This is a genomic window from Tropicimonas sp. IMCC34011 (assembly GCF_003390865.1).
Classification (GTDB): Bacteria; Pseudomonadota; Alphaproteobacteria; order Rhodobacterales; family Rhodobacteraceae; genus Tropicimonas_B.
Window position 1 is genome coordinate 1,259,089 of sequence record NZ_QMEJ01000001.1, and the last position, 21,941, is coordinate 1,281,029.

21 protein-coding genes and 4 pseudogenes are annotated in these 21,941 nt (G+C 61.8%); 17 read left to right on the top strand and 8 right to left on the bottom strand.

What is annotated here, in order from left to right; all coding sequences use genetic code 11:
* Nucleotides 1–8: 8 nt before the first annotated feature.
* From DQG15_RS06015 to DQG15_RS06035, 5 genes and pseudogenes are all read left to right on the top strand, one after another.
* Nucleotides 9–1,208 (top strand): ATP-grasp domain-containing protein, encoded by a 1,200-nt coding sequence (locus tag DQG15_RS06015; protein WP_116083518.1) that lies wholly within the window; start codon nt 9–11, stop codon nt 1,206–1,208.
* Nucleotides 1,205–2,167 (top strand): hypothetical protein, encoded by a 963-nt coding sequence (locus DQG15_RS06020; RefSeq protein ID WP_116083519.1) that lies wholly within the window; start codon nt 1,205–1,207, stop codon nt 2,165–2,167. The genes DQG15_RS06015 and DQG15_RS06020 overlap by 4 nt, the downstream gene beginning before the upstream one ends.
* A 50-nt stretch (nt 2,168–2,217) precedes the next feature.
* Nucleotides 2,218–3,267, top strand: coding sequence for an EpsG family protein (locus DQG15_RS06025; protein WP_116083521.1), 1,050 nt, complete (start codon nt 2,218–2,220; stop codon nt 3,265–3,267).
* 203 nt (nt 3,268–3,470) lie between these two features.
* Nucleotides 3,471–3,614, top strand: a pseudogene (locus DQG15_RS06030) (transposase); the annotation flags it as partial.
* Nucleotides 3,615–3,697: 83 nt separating this feature from the next.
* Nucleotides 3,698–4,809 (top strand): IS3 family transposase gene (locus DQG15_RS06035; RefSeq protein WP_116083523.1). Its coding sequence is split into 2 segments (ribosomal slippage): nt 3,698–3,959 and nt 3,959–4,809, totalling 1,113 coding nucleotides; the frame shifts between segments, so codons are not numbered across the junction.
* Between the two features lie 150 nt (nt 4,810–4,959).
* Here DQG15_RS06035 and DQG15_RS18555 read toward each other — a convergent pair.
* Nucleotides 4,960–5,389: pseudogene (locus DQG15_RS18555) on the bottom strand (transposase); the annotation flags it as partial.
* Between the two features lie 264 nt (nt 5,390–5,653).
* Between DQG15_RS18555 and rfbC the strand changes: the two are divergent.
* The 12 genes and pseudogenes from rfbC (at nt 5,654) to DQG15_RS06095 (ending at nt 15,301) form a co-directional block, all read left to right on the top strand.
* Nucleotides 5,654–6,226 carry a dTDP-4-dehydrorhamnose 3,5-epimerase gene (gene rfbC, locus DQG15_RS06050; protein WP_116083524.1) on the top strand — a complete coding sequence of 191 codons (573 nt, stop codon included), beginning with the start codon at nt 5,654–5,656 and terminating at the stop codon, nt 6,224–6,226.
* On the top strand, nt 6,223–7,263 hold the full coding sequence (gene rfbB, locus DQG15_RS06055) for a dTDP-glucose 4,6-dehydratase (protein WP_116083526.1): 1,041 nt from the start codon (nt 6,223–6,225) through the stop codon (nt 7,261–7,263). The genes rfbC and rfbB overlap by 4 nt, the downstream gene beginning before the upstream one ends.
* Nucleotides 7,260–8,117: a dTDP-4-dehydrorhamnose reductase gene (gene rfbD / locus DQG15_RS06060; protein WP_116083528.1), complete on the top strand. Its 858-nt coding sequence runs from the start codon at nt 7,260–7,262 to the stop codon at nt 8,115–8,117. The genes rfbB and rfbD overlap by 4 nt, the downstream gene beginning before the upstream one ends.
* Nucleotides 8,114–8,995 carry a glucose-1-phosphate thymidylyltransferase RfbA gene (rfbA, locus tag DQG15_RS06065; protein WP_116083529.1) on the top strand — a complete coding sequence of 294 codons (882 nt, stop codon included), beginning with the start codon at nt 8,114–8,116 and terminating at the stop codon, nt 8,993–8,995. Before rfbD ends, rfbA begins: the two co-directional genes overlap by 4 nt.
* A gap of 266 nt (nt 8,996–9,261) precedes the next feature.
* Nucleotides 9,262–9,962, top strand: a pseudogene (locus DQG15_RS06070) (nucleotide sugar dehydrogenase); the annotation flags it as partial.
* Entirely contained in the window at nt 9,962–10,510 is a 549-nt protein-coding gene (locus DQG15_RS06075) for a GNAT family N-acetyltransferase (protein ID WP_116083531.1), read from the top strand. The pseudogene DQG15_RS06070 and the gene DQG15_RS06075, both read left to right, overlap by 1 nt.
* Nucleotides 10,507–10,929: an FdtA/QdtA family cupin domain-containing protein gene (locus DQG15_RS06080; RefSeq protein WP_116083532.1), complete on the top strand. Its 423-nt coding sequence runs from the start codon at nt 10,507–10,509 to the stop codon at nt 10,927–10,929. The genes DQG15_RS06075 and DQG15_RS06080 overlap by 4 nt, the downstream gene beginning before the upstream one ends.
* Nucleotides 10,926–12,023, top strand: a complete 1,098-nt coding sequence (locus DQG15_RS06085; protein ID WP_116083534.1) for a DegT/DnrJ/EryC1/StrS aminotransferase family protein — start codon at nt 10,926–10,928, stop codon at nt 12,021–12,023. The genes DQG15_RS06080 and DQG15_RS06085 overlap by 4 nt, the downstream gene beginning before the upstream one ends.
* A 155-nt stretch (nt 12,024–12,178) precedes the next feature.
* The gene (locus DQG15_RS18120; RefSeq protein ID WP_157968912.1) at nt 12,179–12,907 is read left to right on the top strand and encodes a hypothetical protein; all 729 of its coding nucleotides are present in this window, start codon (nt 12,179–12,181) and stop codon (nt 12,905–12,907) included.
* A gap of 35 nt (nt 12,908–12,942) precedes the next feature.
* Nucleotides 12,943–13,710, top strand: coding sequence for an oligosaccharide flippase family protein (locus DQG15_RS18125; protein ID WP_157968913.1), 768 nt, complete (start codon nt 12,943–12,945; stop codon nt 13,708–13,710).
* Complete coding sequence (locus DQG15_RS18130) at nt 13,695–14,408, top strand: hypothetical protein (RefSeq protein ID WP_232830719.1); 714 nt, start codon at nt 13,695–13,697, stop codon at nt 14,406–14,408. The genes DQG15_RS18125 and DQG15_RS18130 overlap by 16 nt, the downstream gene beginning before the upstream one ends.
* Nucleotides 14,405–15,301: a glycosyltransferase family A protein gene (locus DQG15_RS06095; protein WP_198665076.1), complete on the top strand. Its 897-nt coding sequence runs from the start codon at nt 14,405–14,407 to the stop codon at nt 15,299–15,301. The genes DQG15_RS18130 and DQG15_RS06095 overlap by 4 nt, the downstream gene beginning before the upstream one ends.
* 229 nt (nt 15,302–15,530) lie before the next feature.
* On the opposite strand, the gene DQG15_RS06100 is transcribed toward DQG15_RS06095, so the two are convergent.
* The 7 genes and pseudogenes from DQG15_RS06100 to DQG15_RS18830 all read right to left on the bottom strand — a co-directional run.
* Entirely contained in the window at nt 15,531–16,268 is a 738-nt protein-coding gene (locus DQG15_RS06100) for an HpcH/HpaI aldolase/citrate lyase family protein (RefSeq protein WP_116083537.1), read from the bottom strand.
* Nucleotides 16,265–17,662 (bottom strand): FAD-binding oxidoreductase, encoded by a 1,398-nt coding sequence (locus DQG15_RS06105; protein WP_116083538.1) that lies wholly within the window; start codon nt 17,660–17,662, stop codon nt 16,265–16,267. The genes DQG15_RS06100 and DQG15_RS06105 overlap by 4 nt, the downstream gene beginning before the upstream one ends.
* Before the next feature lie 28 nt (nt 17,663–17,690).
* Nucleotides 17,691–19,004: a TRAP transporter large permease subunit gene (locus DQG15_RS06110; protein WP_116083540.1), complete on the bottom strand. Its 1,314-nt coding sequence runs from the start codon at nt 19,002–19,004 to the stop codon at nt 17,691–17,693.
* 11 nt (nt 19,005–19,015) lie between these two features.
* On the bottom strand, nt 19,016–19,528 hold the full coding sequence (locus DQG15_RS06115) for a TRAP transporter small permease (protein ID WP_157968915.1): 513 nt from the start codon (nt 19,526–19,528) through the stop codon (nt 19,016–19,018).
* A 79-nt stretch (nt 19,529–19,607) separates the two neighbouring features.
* Entirely contained in the window at nt 19,608–20,603 is a 996-nt protein-coding gene (dctP, locus tag DQG15_RS06120) for a TRAP transporter substrate-binding protein DctP (protein ID WP_116083543.1), read from the bottom strand.
* Nucleotides 20,600–21,292, bottom strand: coding sequence for a GntR family transcriptional regulator (locus tag DQG15_RS06125; RefSeq protein WP_116083545.1), 693 nt, complete (start codon nt 21,290–21,292; stop codon nt 20,600–20,602). The genes dctP and DQG15_RS06125 overlap by 4 nt, the downstream gene beginning before the upstream one ends.
* A gap of 194 nt (nt 21,293–21,486) precedes the next feature.
* Nucleotides 21,487–21,711 (bottom strand): annotated as a pseudogene (locus DQG15_RS18830) (P27 family phage terminase small subunit); the annotation flags it as partial.
* Between the last annotated feature and the right edge of the window lie 230 nt (nt 21,712–21,941).

The window sequence follows — 21,941 nt, forward strand, 5'->3', positions numbered from 1 at the left end:
GAGGCGAGATGACAACGCGTATTCCCGACGTCATCGTCCTGGGCCTGTCGCCCACCGGCCTTTATGCCGTGCGTGAGGCGGCGCGGGCGGGGTATTCGGTGCTGGGCGTGGGCGCGCCGGGGGCGCCCGGGCTCTGGTCGCGGTTCCTGAGCGCGCGCGTCTCGGCGCCGACGCCCGCGGCGCGGGTCGAGGCCATCTTGGAGCGGGCGCCGGCGGGCGGCGGGACAAGGCCCGTGCTTATCGTCACCTCCGACCAGGATCTCGAGGCGGTCGTCGCGCGGGCCGACGACCTGACCGGACGGGTGCAATTGCAGGGCTCATATACCGACGGCCTCGCCCACCGGATCATGGACAAGGATAGCTTCTACCGGCTTTGCGAGGCCCACGGCGTGGTCTACCCGTTCCTTTTATCCGCCGATGTGGCTGGGGCGGCGGCGTATCGCGACCGGATCGTCTATCCCGCGATGATCAAGCCCGCTCGCATTCAAGACGCGAAGCACCTCATGGCGGGCCGTAAGGGATGGATTGTCCGTAGCCCCGCCGAGTTCGACGCTACCCTGCCCAGCCTCCCGCCTGAGGCGGGCACCCTGCTGATGCAGGAGATCGTGCCCGGCCCGGAAAGCGCCATCACCCTTTGGTGCGGCTATCTCGACGGCGCGGGGCAGGTCCGCCAGCGCTTCACCGCTCGCAAGCTGCGGCAGTATCCGGCCGGGTTCGGATCGGCTTCGCTGGTGCAGAGCGAACCCTGCCCCGAAACCGCAGAGATCGCGGAGCGGCTGCTGACCGCGCTGGGATACAGGGGCATCGCCGCGGCCGAATTCAAGCGCCATCCCGAGACCGGGGCGCTGAAGATCATCGAGGTGAACCCGCGTCCGTCGCTGTGGTTCTCGGTCTCGACCCGCGCCGGCGTGCCGCTGGTCGAGACGGCCATCGCCGAGGCGCACGGGGTCCCCCTGCCGCCCGCCGCCGCGCAGAAGGACGGCGTGCTATGGCGCTACACGGCCAAGGACCTTGCTGCGCGGCTCTTCTATGCGCGCAACCGGGATTTCGTCCTACCCGTCCCGGACCTCTCGGGCATGCTGCCGGTCACGCGCCATGCCGATGTGACGGGGGCGCGGGACGATCCCGCGCCGGTCTTCGGCGAACTGGTCGCCTTCGCGGGCAAGCTGGCCGGACGGCTCGGCGCCGGGGGCAAGGGACGGGCATGACCGGCAGCTTCGTCATCTCGCTCGATTTCGAGCTCATGTGGGGGGTACGCGACCACCGGACGGTGGCGGAATACGGCGATGCCGTGCTGGGCGGGCGGGAGGCCATCCCGTTGATGCTGTCGCGGTTCAAGGAGGCCGGGATCCGGGCGACATGGGCCACGGTGGGCCTGCTCTTCGCAAGAAACCGCACCGGGATGCTCGATCATGCGCCCACGCTGCGGCCCGCCTATCGGGATGCCACCCTGTCGCCCTACCCCGCCATCGAGACGGGACTGATCGGCGAGGACGAGCAGGCCGACCCGCTGCATTTCGGGGCCTCTCTGCTCGACCGGATCGCCAGGACCGAGGGGCAGGAGATCGCGACCCACACCTACAGCCATTACTACTGCCTGGAGCCGGGCGCGGATGTCGCCTCCTTCGAGGCGGATCTCGCCTCCGCCGTCGCGATCGCCGGCGAGACCGGGCACAGCCAGCAGAGCATTGTCTTCCCGCGCAACCAGACATCGGAGGCCTTCGTCGCGGCGAGTGCCGGGCTGGGCGTCACCGCCTATCGCGGCGATGCGACGGGCTGGCTCTACCGGGCCCGGTCGGGCGGCGAGACCACCCTGCCCTTCCGGCTGGCGCGCTTCCTCGATGGCGCGCTGCCGATAGGGCCTGCGCAGGTCGTGCATGCCGAACGCCACGGATCAGCATGCAATGTCCCGGCCTCACGGTTCCTCAGGCCCTGGTCCGCGAAGCTGGCCGCCTACCATGAACTGCATATCCGCCGGATCGAGTCCGAGATGGAATTGGCCGCGCGGCGGGGCGAGTGTTATCACCTCTGGTGGCACCCGCACAATTTCGGCCGCAACACGGCCCGCAACCTCGCGCAGCTCGACCGGGTGATCGCCTGCTTCAAACGGTGCCGCGACGATTTCGGGATGGAAAGCCGCACCATGCGCGACCTTGCCCTTTCGTGACCGCCCGGCGTGACAGCACGACGTAACCGCATACGGGGCCCTGCAGAACCATGCTCGTCTATCTCGGCATCTACAGCGGACTCGCACTTGCGGCGGTCGGAAACCACTCCCGGCGCAATACGCTTCTCTTCGCGCTCGCCGGGGTCTTCCTCGTGTGGTTCATGGGGTTCCGCTACGAGACCGGCTGCGATTATTTCGGCTACTTGAACCGCTGGGTCAACTTCTCGCCTCCGGACAGCCTCACACGGCTCTTGCACGGCGAGGAGGCGGGATTTGCCTTTCTCATGGGGTCGATCAAGGCGTCGGGCCTGGAATACACTTGGCTGAACGTCGCGGCTTCGGCGATCCTGGTGGTCTGCTACATCCGCTTCGCCCGGGCACACCCGTTCGCGCCCCTGATCCTCGCCCTGCTTTTCCCGGTGATCATCGTGCAGCTCGGCATGTCGGGCATAAGGCAGGCCCTGGCGGGCGGGTTCCTGATGCTGGCCTTCAACGCTTTCGCCCGGCAGGAAAAGCTGTGGACCGCTATCTGGATCCTGGTTGGCATGCAGTTCCACGCCAGCGTCGTCATGTTCCTTCCCATTGCCCTGCTGGCCGGACGGCAAGTCAACACGATCAGGCTTGCCGCAAGCCTGGCCATCCTGGGACCGGTGGCAGGCCTTCTTCTAACGGATCGCTTCGACACCTATGAAAGCCGGTATATCGAGGGGACGGTGACCTCGGGCGGGGCGATCGTCAGATATGCCCTGATCTTCCTGCCCGTGCCGCTCTTCATTCTCCATCGCCGGAAAATCAAGAGGGGCTTTCCGGATGTCTATCCCCTGCTCAAGCTCGGCACCCTGAGCATCCTGGCACTGGCGCCTCTGGTGGTCCTGTCCTCCATCGCGCTGCATCGGCTGAACTACTACGTCATGCCCCTGTCGATCCTCATATTCGTCTATGCCGGAGCGGTGCTGTCGAAAAAGCCGTCGCATGGTCACTGGCTCGCCATTCTCGCCTATGGCGGATATTCCCTGAGCTGGTTCTTGAGCTCTCACCACGCGCAGCTTTGCTATGCACCCTACGAGAATACCTGGTTCGTCGAAACCATCGCCTTCTGACGGAGGAGCAGGTCATCGTGGCCTGCTGCCGGTGAACGGCACGCCCTCCTTTCCATACCCCGACGGACCCATCGAAGGGGCGTTGTTGCAGAACTCTGCCCTCTGGCGATTCACAACGTGAATCCAGTCGGTTAGACAGACCGCTTGAGCAAGCCACCCCCGCCGGCTACCTCACGACGAAATCGTCCAGCTACAACGCGGGGCTGCGCAAGCGCGGCTCGATGCTGATTTGGATAGACCGGGAGATGGGTTGGCTGGTGCCTCCTGACGGTCGGCCCGGACGCCCGCCCGACTTCTCGGATGCCGCCATCCAGTTCTGTCTGTCGGCCAATATGCTCTTCGAGCTGGCTGCTCTGCCCCCTGAAAACTGGACCGCGCGAAGCTGGAGTTTTCGGCTACGCTTTCCTGGCTGGGAGAGGAGCTGAGACGGATGAAGGCATCGAGGTTCACGGAGGCGCAGAAAGCGTTCGTGCTGAAGCAGGGCGAGGAAGGCACGCCGGTCGCGGAGGTCTGCCGGAAAGCCGGGATCAGCCAGGCGACCTACTTCAACTGGAAGAAGAAGTATGGCGGCCTGCTGCCCGACGAGATGCGGCGGCTGAAGGCGCTCGAGGATGAGAACGCGCGGCTGAAGAAGATTGTCGCTGACCTGACGCTCGACAGGGAGATGTTGCAGGACGTCATTCGCCGAAAGCTCTGAAGCCTGCTCGGGTGCGCGAGCTGGTTCGCGGGATGTGCATCGATTGGGGCGTATCGATCCGGGGGGCTTGTGGGGCCCTCCGCTTCGAGACCTCGACGTTCCACTACAAGTCCCGGCGCACCGACCAGGCGGCCGTCGAAAGGCGGATTAAGGAGATCTCAGAGACGCGGGTGCGCTACGGCTACCGTCGCGTGCATGTCCTGCTGCGACGGGAGGGATGGGTGATCAACATGAAGAAGACCCGCAGGATTTACAATGAGTTGGGCCTACAGCTGCGCAACAAGCATCCGAAGCGGCGGGTAAAGGCGAAGCTGCGGGAGGATCGGCAGGAGGCTGCCGGGCCGAACGATGTCTGGGCGATGGACTTCGTCCACGATCAGCTCGCCACAGGCAAGAAGCTCCGGATCCTAACCGTCGTCGATACTCATTCCCGGCTGTGTCCAGCAGCTGATCCCCGGTTCGCCTACCGCGGCGAGGACGTGGTCCAGACACTCGAAAGGGTCTGTGCCAGAATTGGCTATCCGAACACGATCAGGGTCGACAACGGCAGCGAGTTTATCTCACGAGACCTCGACCTCTGGGCCTATGCCAACGACGTCACGCTGGACTTCTCGCGGCCCGGAAAACCGACCGACAACGGGTTCATCGAGGCGTTCAATTCGAAGTTCCGAGCGGAATGTCTGAACGCGCACTGGCTCATGAGCCTTGCCGACGCCCGCGAAAAGCTTGAGGATTGGCGTAGGCACTACAATGAGGACCGACCCCACAGCGCGATCGGATACAACGTCCCGATCGCACTGCATTATCCCGATTATCCCGGTGACGCAGCCAGCCCGTCATCGTGAGACAGCCGGAAAAATCCAGCTTCCGGCGATCCAAGGTTGGGGAGCGGAGCATCAACCCGCGGACTCTCTGAAAAATCGGAGGAGAGTCGGGTCTCAGGTTAGCCGGTCCAGATTGTGGATGCCCTTCGCGACCACGATCCCAAACTCCTAAAGATGCGCGCGGATCGCGTTCACTGTCTGGGTCCTGGCGAACCAGGAAATCCCGCGCCTTGTGATCCAGGAGCGCCGCTTGCCGTTCGGCCGACTTCACCGGCATGAAGCGCATGGTGGGCCGAGTGACGGCCTTGCAGATCGCCTCCGCGTCGGACGCGTCCGTCTTCCCCCGCATTACATTCGGCTTTACTTAGGCCGGCGGCATCAGCCGCACCTCGTGGCGGAGTGCGCCGAGATCTCTTGCCCAGTGGTGCGCGCCCGAGCAGGCTTCTATCCCCACCAGGCACGGCCCGAGACGTTCGAAGAACCCAAGAACCTGCGAGCGCCGCAACTGGCGGCGAACGACGACCCGCCCCTCCGTGTCGACGCCGTGAACCTGGAATACACTCTTCGTCAGATCGAGGCCGATGATGATAGGCTGGTCCATGGATGGCTCCCCTCGGCGGAATGCTTCGCAGCTCCCACCCTGGCACATCGCGATGCCGCTGGCGGGGCCATCCACACCATCAATGGCGGCCAAAGGCTCGCCCCCGACCGCCAAACCGCCGAGATCCACATCCGCGTCGCACTCATCAACCGCTTCAATGCCCTCGACACTGCCGATATCGTTCGCGTTGCATAACCTCAGCAGGGTAAAGGGAAGTCATGCCTCAGGCGTGAGTTCTGCAACAACGCCCTACGAAAGGACACCATGAACGTCTTGGAAACACGATTGGTCGACCTCCACCTCATCGAACCCCGCCGCTTCGGCGACCATCGGGGCTTCTTCGCCGAGACCTGGAACCGCCGGGCCTTCGAAGCCGAGGGCATCGTAATCGACTGGGTCCAAGACAACCATTCCCTCTCCGCCACCCCCGGCACCCTGCGCGGGTTGCACTTCCAGGCGCCGCCCCATGCGCAGGCTAAGCTGGTGCGCTGCGGGCGGGGTCGGCTCTTCGACGTGGTGGTGGACCTGCGGGGGGGCTCGCCGACCTACGGGCAGTGGGAAGGCTTCGAGCTCAGCGCCGAGAATGGCCGCCAGCTCCTGATCCCCGCCGGCTTCGCCCATGGGTTCGTCACCCGGGAAGCGGATACGGAGATCGTCTACAAGTGCTCCGACTATTACGCCCCCGAGACCGAGGGCGCGGTGGCCTGGGATGACCCGGCTATCGGCATCGACTGGGGCCTCGAAGGCACAGATCCGATCCTGTCGGACAAGGATCGCGCGGCGCCCCGACTGAGCGATATCGAGATGCCCTTCATCTATGAGGAGGCCACGCCATGAAGATCCTGATCACAGGCGGCGCGGGCTTCATCGGCTCTGCGGTCGTGCGGCAGGCGGTGGCGGCCGGCCACGCCGTGGTGAACCTCGATGCGCTCACCTACGCGGCCAACCTCGAGAGTCTCGCCTCCGTTGCGGAGAGTCCGTTCTACACGTTCGAGCGGGCCGACATCCGCGACCGTCCAGCGCTCGACCGGATCTTCGCCGCCCACCGCCCCGATGCCGTCATGCATCTGGCGGCAGAGAGCCACGTCGACCGTTCCATCGACGGCCCCGCGCTCTTCATCGAGACCAATGTCACTGGCACCTTCAACCTGCTCGAGACCGCGCGCGCCTACTGGCAGGCGGCCGGCAAGACCCAGGGCTTCCGCTTCCACCACATCTCGACCGACGAGGTCTATGGCAGCCTCGGTCCGACCGGCAAGTTTACCGAAGACACGCCCTACGACCCGCGCTCGCCCTACTCTGCCTCCAAGGCCGCCTCTGACCATCTCGTGCGCGCCTGGGGCGAGACCTATGGACTGCCGGTCCTCGTCACCAATTGCTCGAACAATTACGGGCCCTACCACTTTCCCGAGAAGCTGATCCCCGTGGTGATCCTGCGCGCCCTCGCCGGGGAGCCGATCCCGGTCTACGGCGACGGCAGCAACGTCCGCGATTGGCTCTACGTCGAGGATCATGCCGACGCGTTGCTGACCGTGCTGCAACGGGGCGCGGTGGGCCGTACCTACAACATCGGCGGCGAGAACGAGGCGCGGAACATCGACCTCGTGCGGATGATCTGCGGCGAGCTGGACGAGTTGCGCCCCGAGGGCGCGCCCCATGGCCGGCTAATCACCTTTGTCACCGACCGGCCCGGCCACGATCAGCGCTATGCCATCGACCCGACCCGCATCCGCGATGAGCTGGGCTGGCGGCCCTCGGTCACGGTCGAGGAAGGGATCGCCCAAACCGTCCGCTGGTATCTGGACAATGAGGCCTGGTGGCGCCCTCTGCTGGACCGCGAGGGGGTTGGGCAACGGCTGGGCACCAAGGCATGAGCGACCTTCTGGTCTTCGGCGCCAACGGGCAGGTTGCCCGCGAACTGGCCCGCCTCGCCCCCGACGCGCGGTTTCTGGGCCGCACCGCGGCCGACCTGACCGACCCCAAGGCCTGCAGGGGGGCGGTACTGGAGAGCGGCGCCCACCGCATCATCAACGCCGCCGCCTACACCGCCGTCGACAAGGCCGAGAGCGAGCCTGAGCTGGCCTATGCCATCAACACCACCGCCCCCGGCGTCATCGCCGAGGCCGCGCGTGAGATCGGTGCGACCTTCGTTCATGTCTCCACCGATTACGTCTTCGACGGCAGCGGCACTGCCTCGTGGGCGCCTGAGGACACCCCTGCCCCGCTGGGAACCTACGGGGCCACGAAGCTCGCGGGCGAGCGGGCGGTGACAGCAATTGGCGGACGTCATGCCATCCTGCGCACCTCCTGGGTCTTCTCCGCCCACGGGCAGAACTTCCTGAAAACCATCTTGCGTTTGTCAGAGACGCGCGATGCGCTGAACATTGTCGACGACCAGATCGGCGGGCCCACCTCGGCCGCCTCCATCGCCCGTGCCGTCCTGACGGTCTCGGAGCAGCTGCGCGATGGCACCGCCCCCTCCGGCATCTACCACTTCTCCGGCGCGCCGGATGTCAGCTGGGCCGGCTTCGCCCAGGCGATCTTTGCCGCCGCCGGCCGCAATGTCGACGTCACCCCGATCCCCAGCAGCGATTATCCGACGCCGGCGCCCCGACCGCTGAATTCCCGGCTGGATTGCGCGTCGACGGAACAGACCTTCGGAATCCCCCGGCCGGACTGGCGGGACGACCTGAACGACGTATTGGACGAATTGAGAGCAAGAGATTGATACGCAAGGGCATTATCCTCGCCGGAGGCTCCGGCACGCGGCTCTACCCGATCACCATGGGGCTCTCAAAGCAGCTGCTTCCTGTCTACGACAAGCCGATGATCTACTATCCGCTCTCTGTGCTGATGCTCACCGGCATCCGCGAGATTGCCATCATCACCACCCCGCAGGATCAGGACCAGTTCAAGCGCCTCTTGGGCGACGGCAGCCAGTGGGGCCTCACATTCACCTACATCGAGCAACCCTCGCCGGACGGGCTGGCACAGGCCTACCTGCTGGCGGAGGACTTTCTCGCCGGCGCGCCCTCTGCGCTCGTCCTGGGCGACAACATCTTCTTCGGCCACGGCCTGCCTGAGCAACTGGCAGCAGCCAATGCGCGCGAGACAGGCGGGACGATCTTCGGCTACCGGGTGACCGACCCGGAGCGCTACGGCGTGGTGGAGTTCGGCCCCGACGGCACCGCCCGCCAGATCGTGGAGAAGCCTGAACGCCCCCCGTCCCGCCACGCGGTCACCGGCCTCTACTTCCTCGACGGCAGCGCGCCCGAACGAGCAGCGAAGGTGAAGCCCTCGGCCCGCGGCGAATTGGAGATCACCGATCTTCTCCAGCAATACCTCGACGAGGGAATGCTGGCTGTCGAGGCGCTCGGCCGTGGCCACGCCTGGCTCGATACCGGCACCCACGGCAGCCTGCTCGACGCCGCCAACTTCGTGCGCACCCTGACCGAGCGACAAGGCCAGCAGGTCGGCTCCCCGGACGAGATCGCCCATCGGATGGGCTTCATCGACAAGGCGGCGCTCGGCGAGCGAGCGAAGCTCTTCGGGAAGAATTTCTACGGGCATTACCTGAGTGAGATCGCTTCGGACGAGGATCTGTAGAGGGGCCTTGCGGGAAGGACCCGCCGTCACCATCATAAAGCCGTGCGAGGCGATTTGACCCGTCTCCCGACAGGCCGAATGGCGTGAAAAGCGGTTTACAGGCCTTCGGCTAACCCATTGATTTTCCACGACCACCCCACGGCGTGGTTTACAGAAAAAAATCAATGAAAACAGCGCCGAAGGCGGCTTGCAAATCCGTGTAGACTTGTTCGATTCAGGCACTCGCCTCCATTGACCACTATAAGCCCCTTTTGTCCCCCCCCACCGCGGGCACTTACAAAGCCGAGAGCATCAAGGTGGCCGAAGCCGCAAAGGTGATCGAGAACACCCAGCGGGACCTAAACATCGCGCTGGTGAACGAACTCGCAATCATCTTCAACAAGATGGGGATCGACACGCAGGCGGTGCTCGAGGCGGCTGGAACGAAGTGGAACTTCCTGCCCTTCCGTCCGGGGCTGGTCAGCGGGCACTGCATCGGCGTGGATCCATACTACTTGACCCACAAGGCCGAAGCGATGGGCTACCACCCGCAGGTGATACTTGCCGGGCGGCGGATAAATGACGGGATGGGGGCTTACGTCGCCGGACAGATGGTCAAGGCGATGCTGAAGAAGCGGATTCAGGTGGAAGGCGCTCGAGTGCTCGTGATGGGCCTGGCGTTCAAGGAGAATTGCCCGGACCTAAGGAATACGCGGGTCGTAGATGTTGTGGCGAGCTTAGAGACTATGGCGTTGAGGTCGACGTGCATGACTCATGGGTGGATCCGAAAGAGGCGCTGCACGAATGCGGCTTGAAGTTGATTGAGGAGCCGGCGGGGGGAACCTATGGCGGCATCGTGCTGGCGGTGGCTCATGATACGTTCCAGGACGGTGGCCTGGATACCTTCGCTGCTTGGCGCAAGCCGGCGAGCATTCTCTGCGATCTCAAGGGCGTGCTTCCCTATAACGTCAGTGATCTGAGGCTGTGATGACCCGAGACGACGCAACACGCATCGAAGGCCCCAACCTCGCGCTCCGGCTCATCCAGCCGGATGACGCGGCCTATGTCCACGACCTGCGGATCAACCCGGCTTACAACCAGCACCTGTCGGAGGTGCGCGGGACCGCCGAAGACCAACGCGCATGGATCGAAGCCTACAAGGCTCGGGAAGCCGCTGGCGGGGAATTCTACTACATCATCGAACGGCATGACGGCACCCGGTGCGGCACCGTTCGGCTCTACAACATCGAGGGCGACGGTTTCACTTGGGGAAGCTGGATCCTCGACGAAAACAAACCGCGAAAGGCGGCGTTGGAGAGTGCGGTACTGTCCTTCCGGATCGGCTTCGAGCGTCTGGGCCTCAGGTGCGCCTCGATCGACGTAAGGACCGATAACGTTCACGCGGAGGCCTTTTATCGGCGCTTTGGCATGACAGAGAGTAAACGCGATGCTTGCGACATTTACTTCTCACTCACGTCCGAGATCTTTCGTTCATTGACCGCACAGTATCAGGCATCACTGCTGGAGGCCCTATGATTGAAAACCCTGGCTATGTAAGAGAATTCGAACTTCCCCAGGTTCATGACCCTCGTGGCGACCTGACCTTTGTCGAAGGCGGGAACCACCTGCCCTTCGACATCGCCCGGGTCTATTATCTCTACAACGTTCCCGTCGATGCTGAGCGCGGCGGACATGCGCACAAGGAGCTGGAGCAGGTTGTCTTTGCCCTCTCGGGCAGCTTCCGCATGAAGGTCGACGACGGACACAAGAAATCCGAATATTGGCTGCGGGACCCTCGAAAGGGCCTTTATATCAGCCGGATGGTATGGCGCGAGATGGACCGCTTCAGCCAAGGCGCTGTTTGCATGGTCCTCGCGTCACATCGGTACGACGAGAACGACTACTACCGCGACTACGATGACTTCCTTGCCGCGATCAGAGGCCTTCAAACATGAAAATCCCCTTTCTCGATCTCGGCGCCGCCTACCGGGAATTGAAGCCGGAGATAGACGCCGCCGTTCTGCGGGCCCTGGAAAGCGGCTGGTATATTCTCGGCCCGGAGGTCGAGGCTTTCGAGGCCGAATGGGCAGAATTCTGTGAGGCCGAGCACTCCGTTGGACTGGCGAACGGGCTCGACGCCCTGACGCTGGCCCTAAGAGCGCTGGAAGTCGGCCCAGGTGACGAGGTAATCGTGCCCTCCAACACTTACATCGCCACTTGGCTGGCCGTCTCCGCCGTCGGAGCGACGCCCGTCCCGGTGGAGCCGGATCCTGCAACGCACAACATCGACCCCGACCTGATCGAGGCAGCGATCACCGGCCGGACCAAGGCTCTTCTGCCCGTCCACCTCTATGGCCAGCCAGCGGATCTCGACCCGATCCTCGCCATCGCTCGGCGTCACAACATTGCGGTGGTCGAAGACGCCGCTCAGGCCCACGCCGCCCGCTACAAGGGACGCCGGATCGGCAGTCATGGCGACGTCGTCTGCTGGAGCTTTTACCCGGGCAAGAACCTCGGTGCCCTCGGGGATGCCGGGGCGGTTACAACCGATCGCGCGGATCTCGCCGAACGCATTCGCCTGCTGCGCAACTACGGCTCGCGCGAGAAATACGTGAACGAAGTGCAGGGTGCCAACTCGCGGCTCGACCCGATCCAGGCAGCGGTGCTGCGGGTGAAGCTGGCCCATCTCGAGGAATGGACTGAGAGACGCAGGACGTTGGCTGCGGCATACGAGGAGGGCCTGAAAGTGAGCAACCTCATCCTGCCTTTGGTTCCCAGCTGGGCGGAGCCGGCGTGGCACCTTTATGTCATTCGCAATCAAAAACGCACCGAATTGCAAGCGCACCTGGCGGAGAACGGCATCGGTAGCCTCATTCATTATCCCATCCCGCCACACATGCAGGCTGCCTACGAACCGCTGGGTATCGAAGCTGATGCGCTGCCGCTTGCCCGACGGTTGGCAGATGAGGTTCTGAGTTTGCCCATGGGGCCACACTTGAAGGCATCGAGCGTGGAAGAAGCAACGAAAGCCATGTTGGCTGCACGATGACAGGTCACCTTTACATTCACATCGGCCCACCCAAAACAGCCACTACATCACTGCAGATTGGCCTTGAGCGGACATGCTCACCCAAGATCACCTATCTCGGCACTTTTCAACCAAGGGAACGGAACTCAGAGTCTCACGCACGGCTTCTCCACAGCATGGTATCCAAGAACCAAAGCTCACCCGAGGCGGAGAAAGCGGTCGAAGACATTCGACAACTCACTCAAAACGGTCAAACAGTCTTCATCTCCGAAGAGATGTTCTTGGTTTGGCAAAAGAAAGCGCATTTTTGGGACAAACTAGATCGGCTGGAACAGCGCCTTAACGACATAGAGCACACGTATGTTGTCACATTGCGCAAGCCCGAGGATGTTTTGCCATCTTATTACCAAGAATTATACGCTGGCCTCTCTCTCGTCGAAAAGTTGCGACCAAGCTGCTTCTACAGAAACCAGAGGTGTGATTGTTATGATTACAGAAAACTCTTGAATTGGTCTGAACGCGCCAAGAGCCGAGTTGTGTTCATTCATTTTGACAATCTAACGTCAAGTTCTTTTGACCTTGGCGCCGCACTTGGTGAAGATGGACTAAGTGGAATCGAAATTTCCATTCCAAACTCCAACCAAGGGAGAACACTACCGAATAAGAATCGTGAACTTCCTGCCGTTACGGTAGCCGACATGGGGAGAATAGGCCTGGTAAGAAAGCTCGCAGACTTCATCAAAGAAGTTGCCCCCTCTGCCTTTGAAAGAGTTAAGATGTTGTCGAGATCCATGACTTTCCGGAAGGCTGGGTACAGAAGAGTGAGCCCGCCATCAGAAAGACTGGAGGATCTGAATAGATCTTACGAACACTGCCTGAGGTACCTGCAACATAGAGATGCGTGATGATTACTAGTTCATATCGAACCGCTCTGCGGTCGATGTTGATCATCGGATCAGCGCAGGCCGTTAACATTGCAATCTCAATTTTCCGTCAGAAAGCCTTGGCCGTTTTGCTCGGGCCTACAGGCATTGGCCTTCTGAGTATCTACAACAATCTCATGACCATGACAGCTCAAGGCGCTGGCCTTGGGATGTCTTCCAGCGGCGTCCGGGAGATCGCCTCAGTCCGCGATGACCCCGAAACGCTCGCAAGGGTCAGGAAGGTCCTTTTGAGCGCGCATTTGGCGCAGGGATGCCTGGCACTGATCGCTTTATGGCTGCTACGCGAACAAATCGCGATCTGGCTGTTCGGAGATGAAGGGTTCGCACTTCAAGTGGGTTTGGTCGGCTTTGCAGTCGCCATGAGCCTGCTTGCGTCCGCCCACACTGCCCTATTGCAGGGCCTCCGTCGCATAGGAGATCTCGGGCGCGTCACAGTCATCGGCGCGCTATTTGGGACCGCGGCAGGTCTCTCGGCGGTCTGGCTGTTCGGCCAAGATGGTCTGATCTGGTTTCTCCTGGTGCAACCACTTTGCAACCTCATCGTCGCGCGTTGGTTCGTTGGGCTTATCAGGACCAGCGCCTCGTCACCGCCTGCCCTGCGCGATCTTCCTCGCATCTGTTTGCCGATGTCGAAATTGGGCTTTACCTTCATGGTGGGCGGCCTTGCAACTGGCATGACCTTGCTGGTCCTACGGAGACATATCTCGACCCAGCTTAGGCTCGAGGCAGCGGGTCACTTCGCTGCCGCATGGGCATCACGATGACCTATGCCGGCTTTCTACTTGGGGCCATGGCGGCTGACTATTATCCCCGACTGACCGAGGTCATCGCAAACAAATCCGCGGCGGTGTCTTTAATGAATGACCAAGCCCAGCTTTGTTTCGCCATCGGCGGCCCGGTGTTGCTGATGCTGATCGGCTGGGCACCCTGGGTCATCAGGTTCCTCTATTCCGAGGAATTCACGCCAGCCGTTGGAATTCTCCAGTGGCAGCCGGTCGGCAGCACATTCAAACTCGCCAGCTGGCCGTTGGGGTTCTCCCTCGCCACTGCTGCAAAGGGGAAGACGTTCCTCTTTGCTCAAATCAACTTCAACGTGATATTTCTCGCAATGACGCTGCTCGGAATACCCAGTGAAGGCCTTTATCACGGACCGGCCTTTACGGTGGCCTATTCCATCAACTTCACGCTATTGATGATCATCGTCTCGAGGTCCGTAGGCTACCGGATGGCACCCCTAACCCGGAACCTGCTGGGCTTGCACGCAGCACTTTCAGTGGCCTTGTTGTCGCTCGCTATGATATCTGCCCCAGCGGGCCTGACAGCGGCTCCGGTGCTCGCCGTGGGAACGGCGGTGTTTGGCCTGCGCGCGGTGCTGGCCAAAACCGGGCCAGATGGCAAAGTGGCCGGGCGGCTCACTACCCTATTCGACAGGGCCGGATGGCCCATCAGGACAGCCCCATGACCAAGACCACCACGAGCGAACGTCCGCTCGTCACCTTCGCCCTCTTTGCCTACAACCAGGAGGATTACATCCGCGAGGCTATCGAAGGAGCCTTCGCGCAGACCTACGAGCCGCTCGAGATCATTTTGTCGGACGATTGCTCGACGGACCGGACATTCGAGATCATGGAGGAGATGGTGGCACGATACGCGGGCAACCATACCGTACGCGCTCGGAGAAACGAACGAAATCAGGGGCTTTCAGGTCACATCAATACTGTCGTAGAAATCTGCACAGGGGAGATAATATGCCTGGCTGCTGGCGACGATATTTCACTGCCCTTGAGATGCAGCATTGCGGTTGACGTATTCAATAGATTTAAAAACGTTGCCGCGACATACGGCAAAACAATTGGTATTCTAGACTCAACAGGAATCTCAAATAAATCATTTAAGCAAATTCCAGACAACGCCATTTCGTTCAATGGCGGCGGCATCGGAAAAGGAGCGGCCTATTCTTATCGACGCGACTGTTTTACGACACCACGTCCGATTCCAAGCGCGATTGAAAGTGAAGACCGAATACTTCCTTTCCGAGCCGCCATCGTCGGCAAGGTCATAAGGACCTCGGAACCTGTTGTCAGGTATCGCATAGTAGAAAACAGTCTGACCCGCAAACTCAACGACGAACGGCGACTCGCGAAAGAGAACTCCACTCATCTAAGAGTCCTATTAGATGACCTGAGGGAGATGGAACGGCTTGGTGCCCCAGTCTCTGGACGCGTGGTGACAGCGCTGCACTACAGGATATTTACATCAAAATTTCGCAGGATGCATCGAACAACACTTAAGGCTCTTTACTTATTGGACGCAGCAGCGTTTCGCATCCTTTGCACCAAGAACAAAACCCCGTAAGAACAACTGCTTGTCGTGAATATCGATCATCATCCCCGCTTTAGAACGGAGAAGCATTTATTAAACTCGCATCCAGTCGGCACTGTCTCAGGGAAGCAGAACTGAAAAGATCGTAGTGATCGACGGCTCAGCCCATGGAGCGGAGGATATTACAGGTGAATGCAAGGGAGAAGCTAATATTTTTGAGCTCCAACAGTTTCTTCCACCTCGATGGACTAAAGCGCGCCTCTCAAAGCGCTTTCAGTGCATACTGTGCTGCATGTGCCAGGAGCATGGTGTCTGATTGTTGAATTACAAAATTCACCCGTTTTAGCCACGCCTCGCTATCTTCACGCGACATGGAGAAGATGCCAGCAGGCTTTTCCGAAGCACGTGCTGCGTCGAGAATACAATCGATCGCGGCATCCAAAGACGCCTTCGAATTAGCGGCCTTCAACGAAAGGCCCAGGTCGCCTGGTCCAACAAAGCCCAAGTCCAGGCCCGGGACGGAGAGGATTTCCGCGGCGGCCTCGACAGCCTCGGGCGTTTCAAGCTGGGCGATGACCACAGTTTCCCGCAGGGCCTTCGCGACCGCGCCGGGGATATCCGCGCCATAGTTGGAGGCCCGTCCGGGCCCTGCACCGCGGCGACCTTCGGGCGCATGGCGAGCGGCGGACACGCAGCGTTCAGCCTCGGCCCGGGAGGAAACACGCGGCACCAGAACTCCAACGGCACCGCTGTCCAGCGCGCCCGCGATCTCTGCGCCATCATTCTCAGCCACCCGAACCAAGACCGGAACTGCGTGAAGGGCGGCGGCGCGGATCATGTTCTCGAGCAATTCGCCCGCGATGAAGCTGTGCTCGCAATCGATGCAGATGAAGTCAGGGCGTGCTTGACAGAGGATCTCCACGGCGACAGGCGACGGAATGGAGGCGAACACCCCGCGGAGCTGCTCTTGACGGCGAATGCGCGCGCGCAGATCGCTCATGCCACGACCTCGTGAAAGCTCTTACCGGGGTTCAGGATACCCTTGGGATCGAGCGCCTGCTTGATCAGATTCATGGTCGCGATCTCTTGCGGTGTTCTGGAATACGACAGGTAGTCACGCTTGATCACGCCAATTCCGTGCTCGGCCGAGACCGTTCCACCGAGTTCGCTCACGATGCCGTAGACCAGTTCCTTCACCTCCGCCTCGGGCTGGTTCTCCCCGGCTTCGGGGACATTGATCACGACATGCAGGTTGCTGTCTCCGATATGGCCATAGGACAGGACACGCGCCGATGAATACATTTCGGCGATCTCCGCCTCGATCTGCGTCACGGCCGTGTGCATCCGATGCAACGGCAACCCCACATCGAAGGGGATGATGGGCCCGAGAATTGCCTGATATTCAGACGGGCTTTCGCGAACCGCCCAGAGCGCGGCCTCCTCCTTCAGTGAATTGGCCAAGACCGCATCTTCGATCAGCCCGTCCTCGAAGGCTTTTTCAAGGACCGTCTCAAGGCCGGTACGCGTCGCGCCCTCGTCGAAGCCGGACGCCTCGACGATGACATACGCGCCGTGGCGCCCCTCGAGCGGCGATCCCGCGCCGGTCCCCTCCGACATGATATCGAAGAACTGGGGCCACATGACTTCGAAGCTGGTCAGCATAGGACCCAATTTGGCCCCGGCCGCCGACAGAAGCGAGATGACCGCCTGTGTATCGGCGCAGCCGCAAAACGCCGTCGCAGTGAACGGCGGATGCGGATGCAGCCGAAGTACGCAGCGTGTGATGATCCCCAGAAGGCCTTCTGATCCGATGAAGAGCTGTTTCAGGTCGAGCCCTGCGTTGTTCTTCAGAAGCGTGTTCATGCCGTTGATGACGGTGCCGTCGGCCAGGACGACTTCAAGGCCCAGAACATGATCGCGCGCCATCCCGTAACGGATCACGGTGTTGCCGCCCGCGTTCGTCGCCAGGACACCGCCCAACTGGCAGGTGCCGCGCGCGCCGATGTCTATGCCGAGCATCAGCCCGTGCTCACGCGCTGCGTTCTGGGCGGTTTCCAGAACCGCTCCCGCGCCCGCAGTCAGGGTACGGCCCTCGGCATCCACGGACTCGATCCGGTTCATCCTATCCAGGGACAGCGCGATCCCGCCCTTTTCGGGATGGGCCGCACCGGAGATCCCGGTCAGCCCGCCCTGCGGTACGACCGCGATCCCCGCATCATGGCAAAGGGCGAGGATGCGCGACACCTCTTCGGTCGTCCGTGGCCGCGCCAGAGCGAGCGGGCGCACCGGTGGCAGACCCGCCCAGTCGCTGCAGAAATGCTCGGGGATATCGTCCCCGACGAGGATGACGCCGGTGTCAAACGCGCTGCAAAGCGCCTGCGTGAAATCGTTCATTCTTCTTCCGTTCGTTTGGCGCAGGTCATCACATCAGCGAGGGCAGCCATGTCGCCAGCCCGGGGAAGACCAGCAGAATGGCGATGAGAATGAAGCTGCAGGCGATATAGGGCAGCGCCGCTTTGGCCACTTCGGGCAGGGTCGTGCCGGGCGGGCTGACCCCATGCATGACGAAGAGCAGCAAACCGAAGGGGGGTGTCGTGAAGCTGGCTTCCAGAAGGAGGAGCATGATGAGACCCCACCAGACCATGTCGAAGCCCAGCGTGTTCGCGAGGGGTACGAAGACCGGGAGGGTGACGAGCATCATCGACACCTGATCCATGAACATGCCGAGGACGAGCAGGATCAGCCCCATGATGAGCAGCATCTGCATACCGCCGAAATCCATCCCCGTGGCCCAGCGAACGAGTCCTGAGGACGCACCGGAGAAGGCCAGAAGCTGCGCGAAGGTGGACGAGGCGGTGATCAGCAGGAAGGTCATGCCGGTGACGCGAGTGGCCTCGGAGATCGCCTTGATCACGGCATCCATGTCGAGCGCCCGAAAGGCCAGCGCCAGGAGTGCCACGGCAACGATGCCCATCGCGCCGCTTTCGGTCGGGGTTGCGACGCCTGTCAGGATCGAGCCGATGACGGCAATGATGATCAGAACCATCGGCAGGATGTCACGCGTGAATATCCACACGCGCTTGCTGATCGGCAGCGGCGTCACGTCGAAATAAGGTGCGGCGTCGGGGTCGACCTTGGCCTGGCCGTAGATCAGCCCGGCATACAGCATCGCCAGCACCACCCCCGGAAGAAGCCCCGCAATCAGAAGCGCGCCGATGTCGATGCGCGCGAGAGAGCCGAACAGCACCGCCAGGGTAGAGGGCGGGATGATCACCGCCAGTCCGCCGGAGCCCAGGATCGGACCGAGGGACATGTGCTTCTTGTAACCACGCTTGGTCATCTCCGGCACCATCAGCGAGCCGAGCATCCCGGTATTTGCCAGGGACGATCCCGACAGCGCGGCGAAGGCCGTTCCCGAAGTAAGCGTCAGGTATGACAAACGTGCAGGCAGCCTGCCCAGCAAGGCATCAATGCCGTCGAGCACTCGGCGTGCGAGTCCCGAATGGAAGAACAGCGATCCCATCACGAGGAACAGTGGCACCGGCGCAAGCGAATAGGTCGATGCCGCGGTCGTCGCGTTTGCGAGCATCTGATCGATGCCGCGGCTCCCGCCCATGAACAGGAAGACACCGGCGATGTTCACCGCAAAGAAGCCAAGCGCCACGGGCAAACCAATTCCCATCGACAGCAGCAGCCCGCCGATCAGGATGGCGATGGATATGGTCCAGTCATACATTCAGCGTTCTTTCACAGTCCGGCTTTTTCGCTCGGCGGAGCGCCGTAGAAGCTCTGGCCCTGGATCGGAAAGGCCAGGAATTGAAGGGCGCTGAAGAAGAAACCGATGGGCATCACGCCGTAGAGGAGCCACATCGGCATATCGAAGGCGCGCACGTCATAGAGCTCGCGCGCCATGGCATCGGCGGCGGCAAGCCCGGCGCGGTAGGCCAGAAAGAAGCACAGCCCGGCCGCGAGGTAGTGCAATGCGGCCTCCCACCAGCGCCGAAGCGTGATGGGCAGGAAGGTCAGCACCACCTCGACGCAGACATGTCCGCGCGTGCGGACGAGCCAGGGCATCGCGAGGAACGTGATGGCAAGCATCGCGTATTCCACCGAATTCACCGCCCATATGATCACCGGCAGCCCGAGGTTCCGGGAGGCCACGTCGTAGGTGACAGTCAGAGCGATGAAGGCGGTCAGGGCGCAGGCCAGGGCGAACAGCAGCTGACAGAGCCGGTCGAGGGTCCGTAAGGCTATGGTCACGCAATATCTCCGGATTGGGAGGCGGCTCTCGGAAGATCAACCGGCAAAGCGGGTGTGGCCCCCAGAAGGGGGCCACCGATCACTCGATTTCTTCGAAGAAGACGTCCTTCAGCGCATCGACATTGGCAGGGTCACGTTCGGCCATTCGCTGCCAGGCGATGTCATAGGCCGTCTTCAGATAGGCCTCGCGCTGCTCGCCGGTGAGCTCGATGACTTCCATGCCGTTTTCCGCCATGGCCTCGGATTCCGCCGCAGTCTGCTCGATATTCGCCTCATAGGACGAGGCTTCGTGCTCGATGGCCACGGTCTCGACGATGTCGCGGGCTTCGTCCGACAGGTTGTTCCAGCTGTCGAGGTTCATCGTGACCAGCACGTCGACCTGGAAGAAACCCGGGTCGATACGATAGTTGAGAAACTTGTCCCAGCCGAAGTCGCGCAGCCCCATGATCGGATAGCCGGTACCGTCAACGACCCCACGCTCGAGTGACGTGTAGACCTCCGGCGACGCCTGCACGACCAGCGTCGCGCCAAGCTCTTCGAGGAAGGCCCGGTAGAGCGGCGAGGACCGCAAGCGAAGCCCCTCCAGCGACAGCATTCCATCCTCTGCGATCTCCGGCTTTTCAGTCAGCCAGACGTGGAACCCGGCACCGCCATCCACATGCGCCAGCAGATGCGCATTGGCCTTCTCATGGAACAGCTCGTTGATCAGTTCGAACCCGCCATCTTCGCGCACCTCCATCGGGGTGCGGTTCGATCCCGCGAACGCCTCTGCTTCGGGGATGATTTCGAGGAACCGTCCGCCCGCCAGGAGCACCATGTCGACGACGCCGTTTCGTTGCGCCTCGGCCATACGCTCCTGCGGGATTGTCTCCGGCCCGCCAAGCACTTCGATCCTCACGACACCTTCGCCGCGGTCGTTGACCTTGTCGACGAACGTCATGAAGTTCTTCGAGAAGCTGACCTGCGCCGGGGCGAAGTGAATGGCGCGGATCACCTCTTCGGCCTGCGCCGCGATGCTGCTCGCCGCCAGCGCCGTAGCTGCAAGAGCAACTCTCGATCTCGTAAGAAATGTCATTTTCTGATTTCCTTCCCTGTGTCGTTTCTGGTTTTCGACCAACCCTCTTTGGAGGCTTCAAAGTACCCCAGGGCCACGGTCACGAATTCGACCATCGCAGAGCGTGCAGAAGCTTCGTCTCGGGCGTGGATCGTTTCCGTTAGTCGCAGGACACCGTCCCGCGCATCCTCTCGCGCTTCCGGCGAAGACAGGGTCGCGCCGCGCACCAGGCTGACCTGATCGTTGAATTTCAGGATTGTTTGTTGCAGGCGGCCATTCGCAACCCGCCTGAGCCAGGTCGACCGGAACCGTGTGTTTGCATCGGCGGCCGACTCCTGGTCTCGCGCCGCTTCGACGAGCTGCGCCGCTTGGCTCGCTTCGGCATCCAGAGTGGCATCGGCGTCGCGGGCCACCTGAGCGAATGCCGATGGCTCAAGAAGCTGACGGATCTCGAAGATCTGCCGAACATCCGCGATCGAGAATGACGAGACCATGAAACGTCCCGCGCGCGCTTCTTCGAGCAGTCCATCCGCGGTCAGGCGGAACAGCGCTTCGCGGACCGGCGTACGCGAGACCTTAAGCTCTTGCGCAATGGCGACCTCGGTCATCCGCTCGCCCGAACGATAGATGTTCTGCCGGAACCGGGTTCGCAGCACATCGTAAACCTGATCCGAGAGGGAAGAGCCGCGGGAAATCTCGATTTCAGCCATATCTGAACATCATCTCTGTGTACCGTACTCAGTATACATTCGCCGAGGCGTCGCGTGTCAACGGGTTTTCCCGATGCAGATGAACAGCCTGAATGAGCCCCGTTTCGCTCGCCCGCTCTCGACCTCGATGAAGCGCCCGAGCACTCGGCTTCCCTGGCCCCGGCCAAGTCGTTGATGGCTCCCCGCTGTGCCGCCTAGCCCAACCCGGACCTACCCCGCTGGGCGGTCGAGACCCGCTCGTGGGCGACGCTGGCTGCCTCGGTCATGTCGAAGCGACTTCGGGAGGTCGGCGTGATCCCGAGCTCGGACTTGTCGCGCCCCATCAAATCGAGCTGCTTGCTGGCGATCCCGAACAAGGGCGACTGCTGCGTGTATCCCGAAGGCGTCTTGATCAGCTTCGGCGTCTCGCGGAGCGTCCGGGTCGCTTCACGTCATTGGTTGCAGGACTGGCAGTAGCCGCAAAGGCCGCACGGTCGATCGCGCTCAGGATGCCGGCGTCGAAGAGCGGGTACTGGATGGCGTTGCCGCTTCCAGACCGGCGCAGTTCGCCATCCGATCAAAAACCGGGCGATTTGCGCGTCTTGCGAGCAAATTTATTTTAAACATGAAGAGACTATTGATCGATTTGATCAAATATGTTGGATCAACG

Excerpts from the sequence above, each read along its gene's own strand:
- DQG15_RS06075 (WP_116083531.1), top strand. The coding sequence starts at position 9,962 with ATGACCCGAGACGACGCAACACGCATCGAAGGCCCCAACCTCGCGCTC.
- DQG15_RS06110 (WP_116083540.1), bottom strand. The coding sequence starts at position 19,004 with ATGTATGACTGGACCATATCCATCGCCATCCTGATCGGCGGGCTGCTG.
- rfbC (WP_116083524.1), top strand. The coding sequence starts at position 5,654 with ATGAACGTCTTGGAAACACGATTGGTCGACCTCCACCTCATCGAACCC.
- DQG15_RS06025 (WP_116083521.1), top strand. The coding sequence starts at position 2,218 with ATGCTCGTCTATCTCGGCATCTACAGCGGACTCGCACTTGCGGCGGTC.
- rfbD (WP_116083528.1), top strand. The coding sequence starts at position 7,260 with ATGAGCGACCTTCTGGTCTTCGGCGCCAACGGGCAGGTTGCCCGCGAA.
- dctP (WP_116083543.1), bottom strand. The coding sequence starts at position 20,603 with ATGACATTTCTTACGAGATCGAGAGTTGCTCTTGCAGCTACGGCGCTG.
- DQG15_RS06100 (WP_116083537.1), bottom strand. The coding sequence starts at position 16,268 with ATGAGCGATCTGCGCGCGCGCATTCGCCGTCAAGAGCAGCTCCGCGGG.
- rfbB (WP_116083526.1), top strand. The coding sequence starts at position 6,223 with ATGAAGATCCTGATCACAGGCGGCGCGGGCTTCATCGGCTCTGCGGTC.
- DQG15_RS18130 (WP_232830719.1), top strand. The coding sequence starts at position 13,695 with ATGGGCATCACGATGACCTATGCCGGCTTTCTACTTGGGGCCATGGCG.
- DQG15_RS06095 (WP_198665076.1), top strand. The coding sequence starts at position 14,405 with ATGACCAAGACCACCACGAGCGAACGTCCGCTCGTCACCTTCGCCCTC.
- DQG15_RS06085 (WP_116083534.1), top strand. The coding sequence starts at position 10,926 with ATGAAAATCCCCTTTCTCGATCTCGGCGCCGCCTACCGGGAATTGAAG.
- DQG15_RS18125 (WP_157968913.1), top strand. The coding sequence starts at position 12,943 with ATGTTGATCATCGGATCAGCGCAGGCCGTTAACATTGCAATCTCAATT.
- DQG15_RS06020 (WP_116083519.1), top strand. The coding sequence starts at position 1,205 with ATGACCGGCAGCTTCGTCATCTCGCTCGATTTCGAGCTCATGTGGGGG.
- DQG15_RS06125 (WP_116083545.1), bottom strand. The coding sequence starts at position 21,292 with ATGGCTGAAATCGAGATTTCCCGCGGCTCTTCCCTCTCGGATCAGGTT.
- DQG15_RS18120 (WP_157968912.1), top strand. The coding sequence starts at position 12,179 with ATGGTATCCAAGAACCAAAGCTCACCCGAGGCGGAGAAAGCGGTCGAA.
- DQG15_RS06015 (WP_116083518.1), top strand. The coding sequence starts at position 9 with ATGACAACGCGTATTCCCGACGTCATCGTCCTGGGCCTGTCGCCCACC.
- DQG15_RS06105 (WP_116083538.1), bottom strand. The coding sequence starts at position 17,662 with ATGAACGATTTCACGCAGGCGCTTTGCAGCGCGTTTGACACCGGCGTC.
- DQG15_RS06080 (WP_116083532.1), top strand. The coding sequence starts at position 10,507 with ATGATTGAAAACCCTGGCTATGTAAGAGAATTCGAACTTCCCCAGGTT.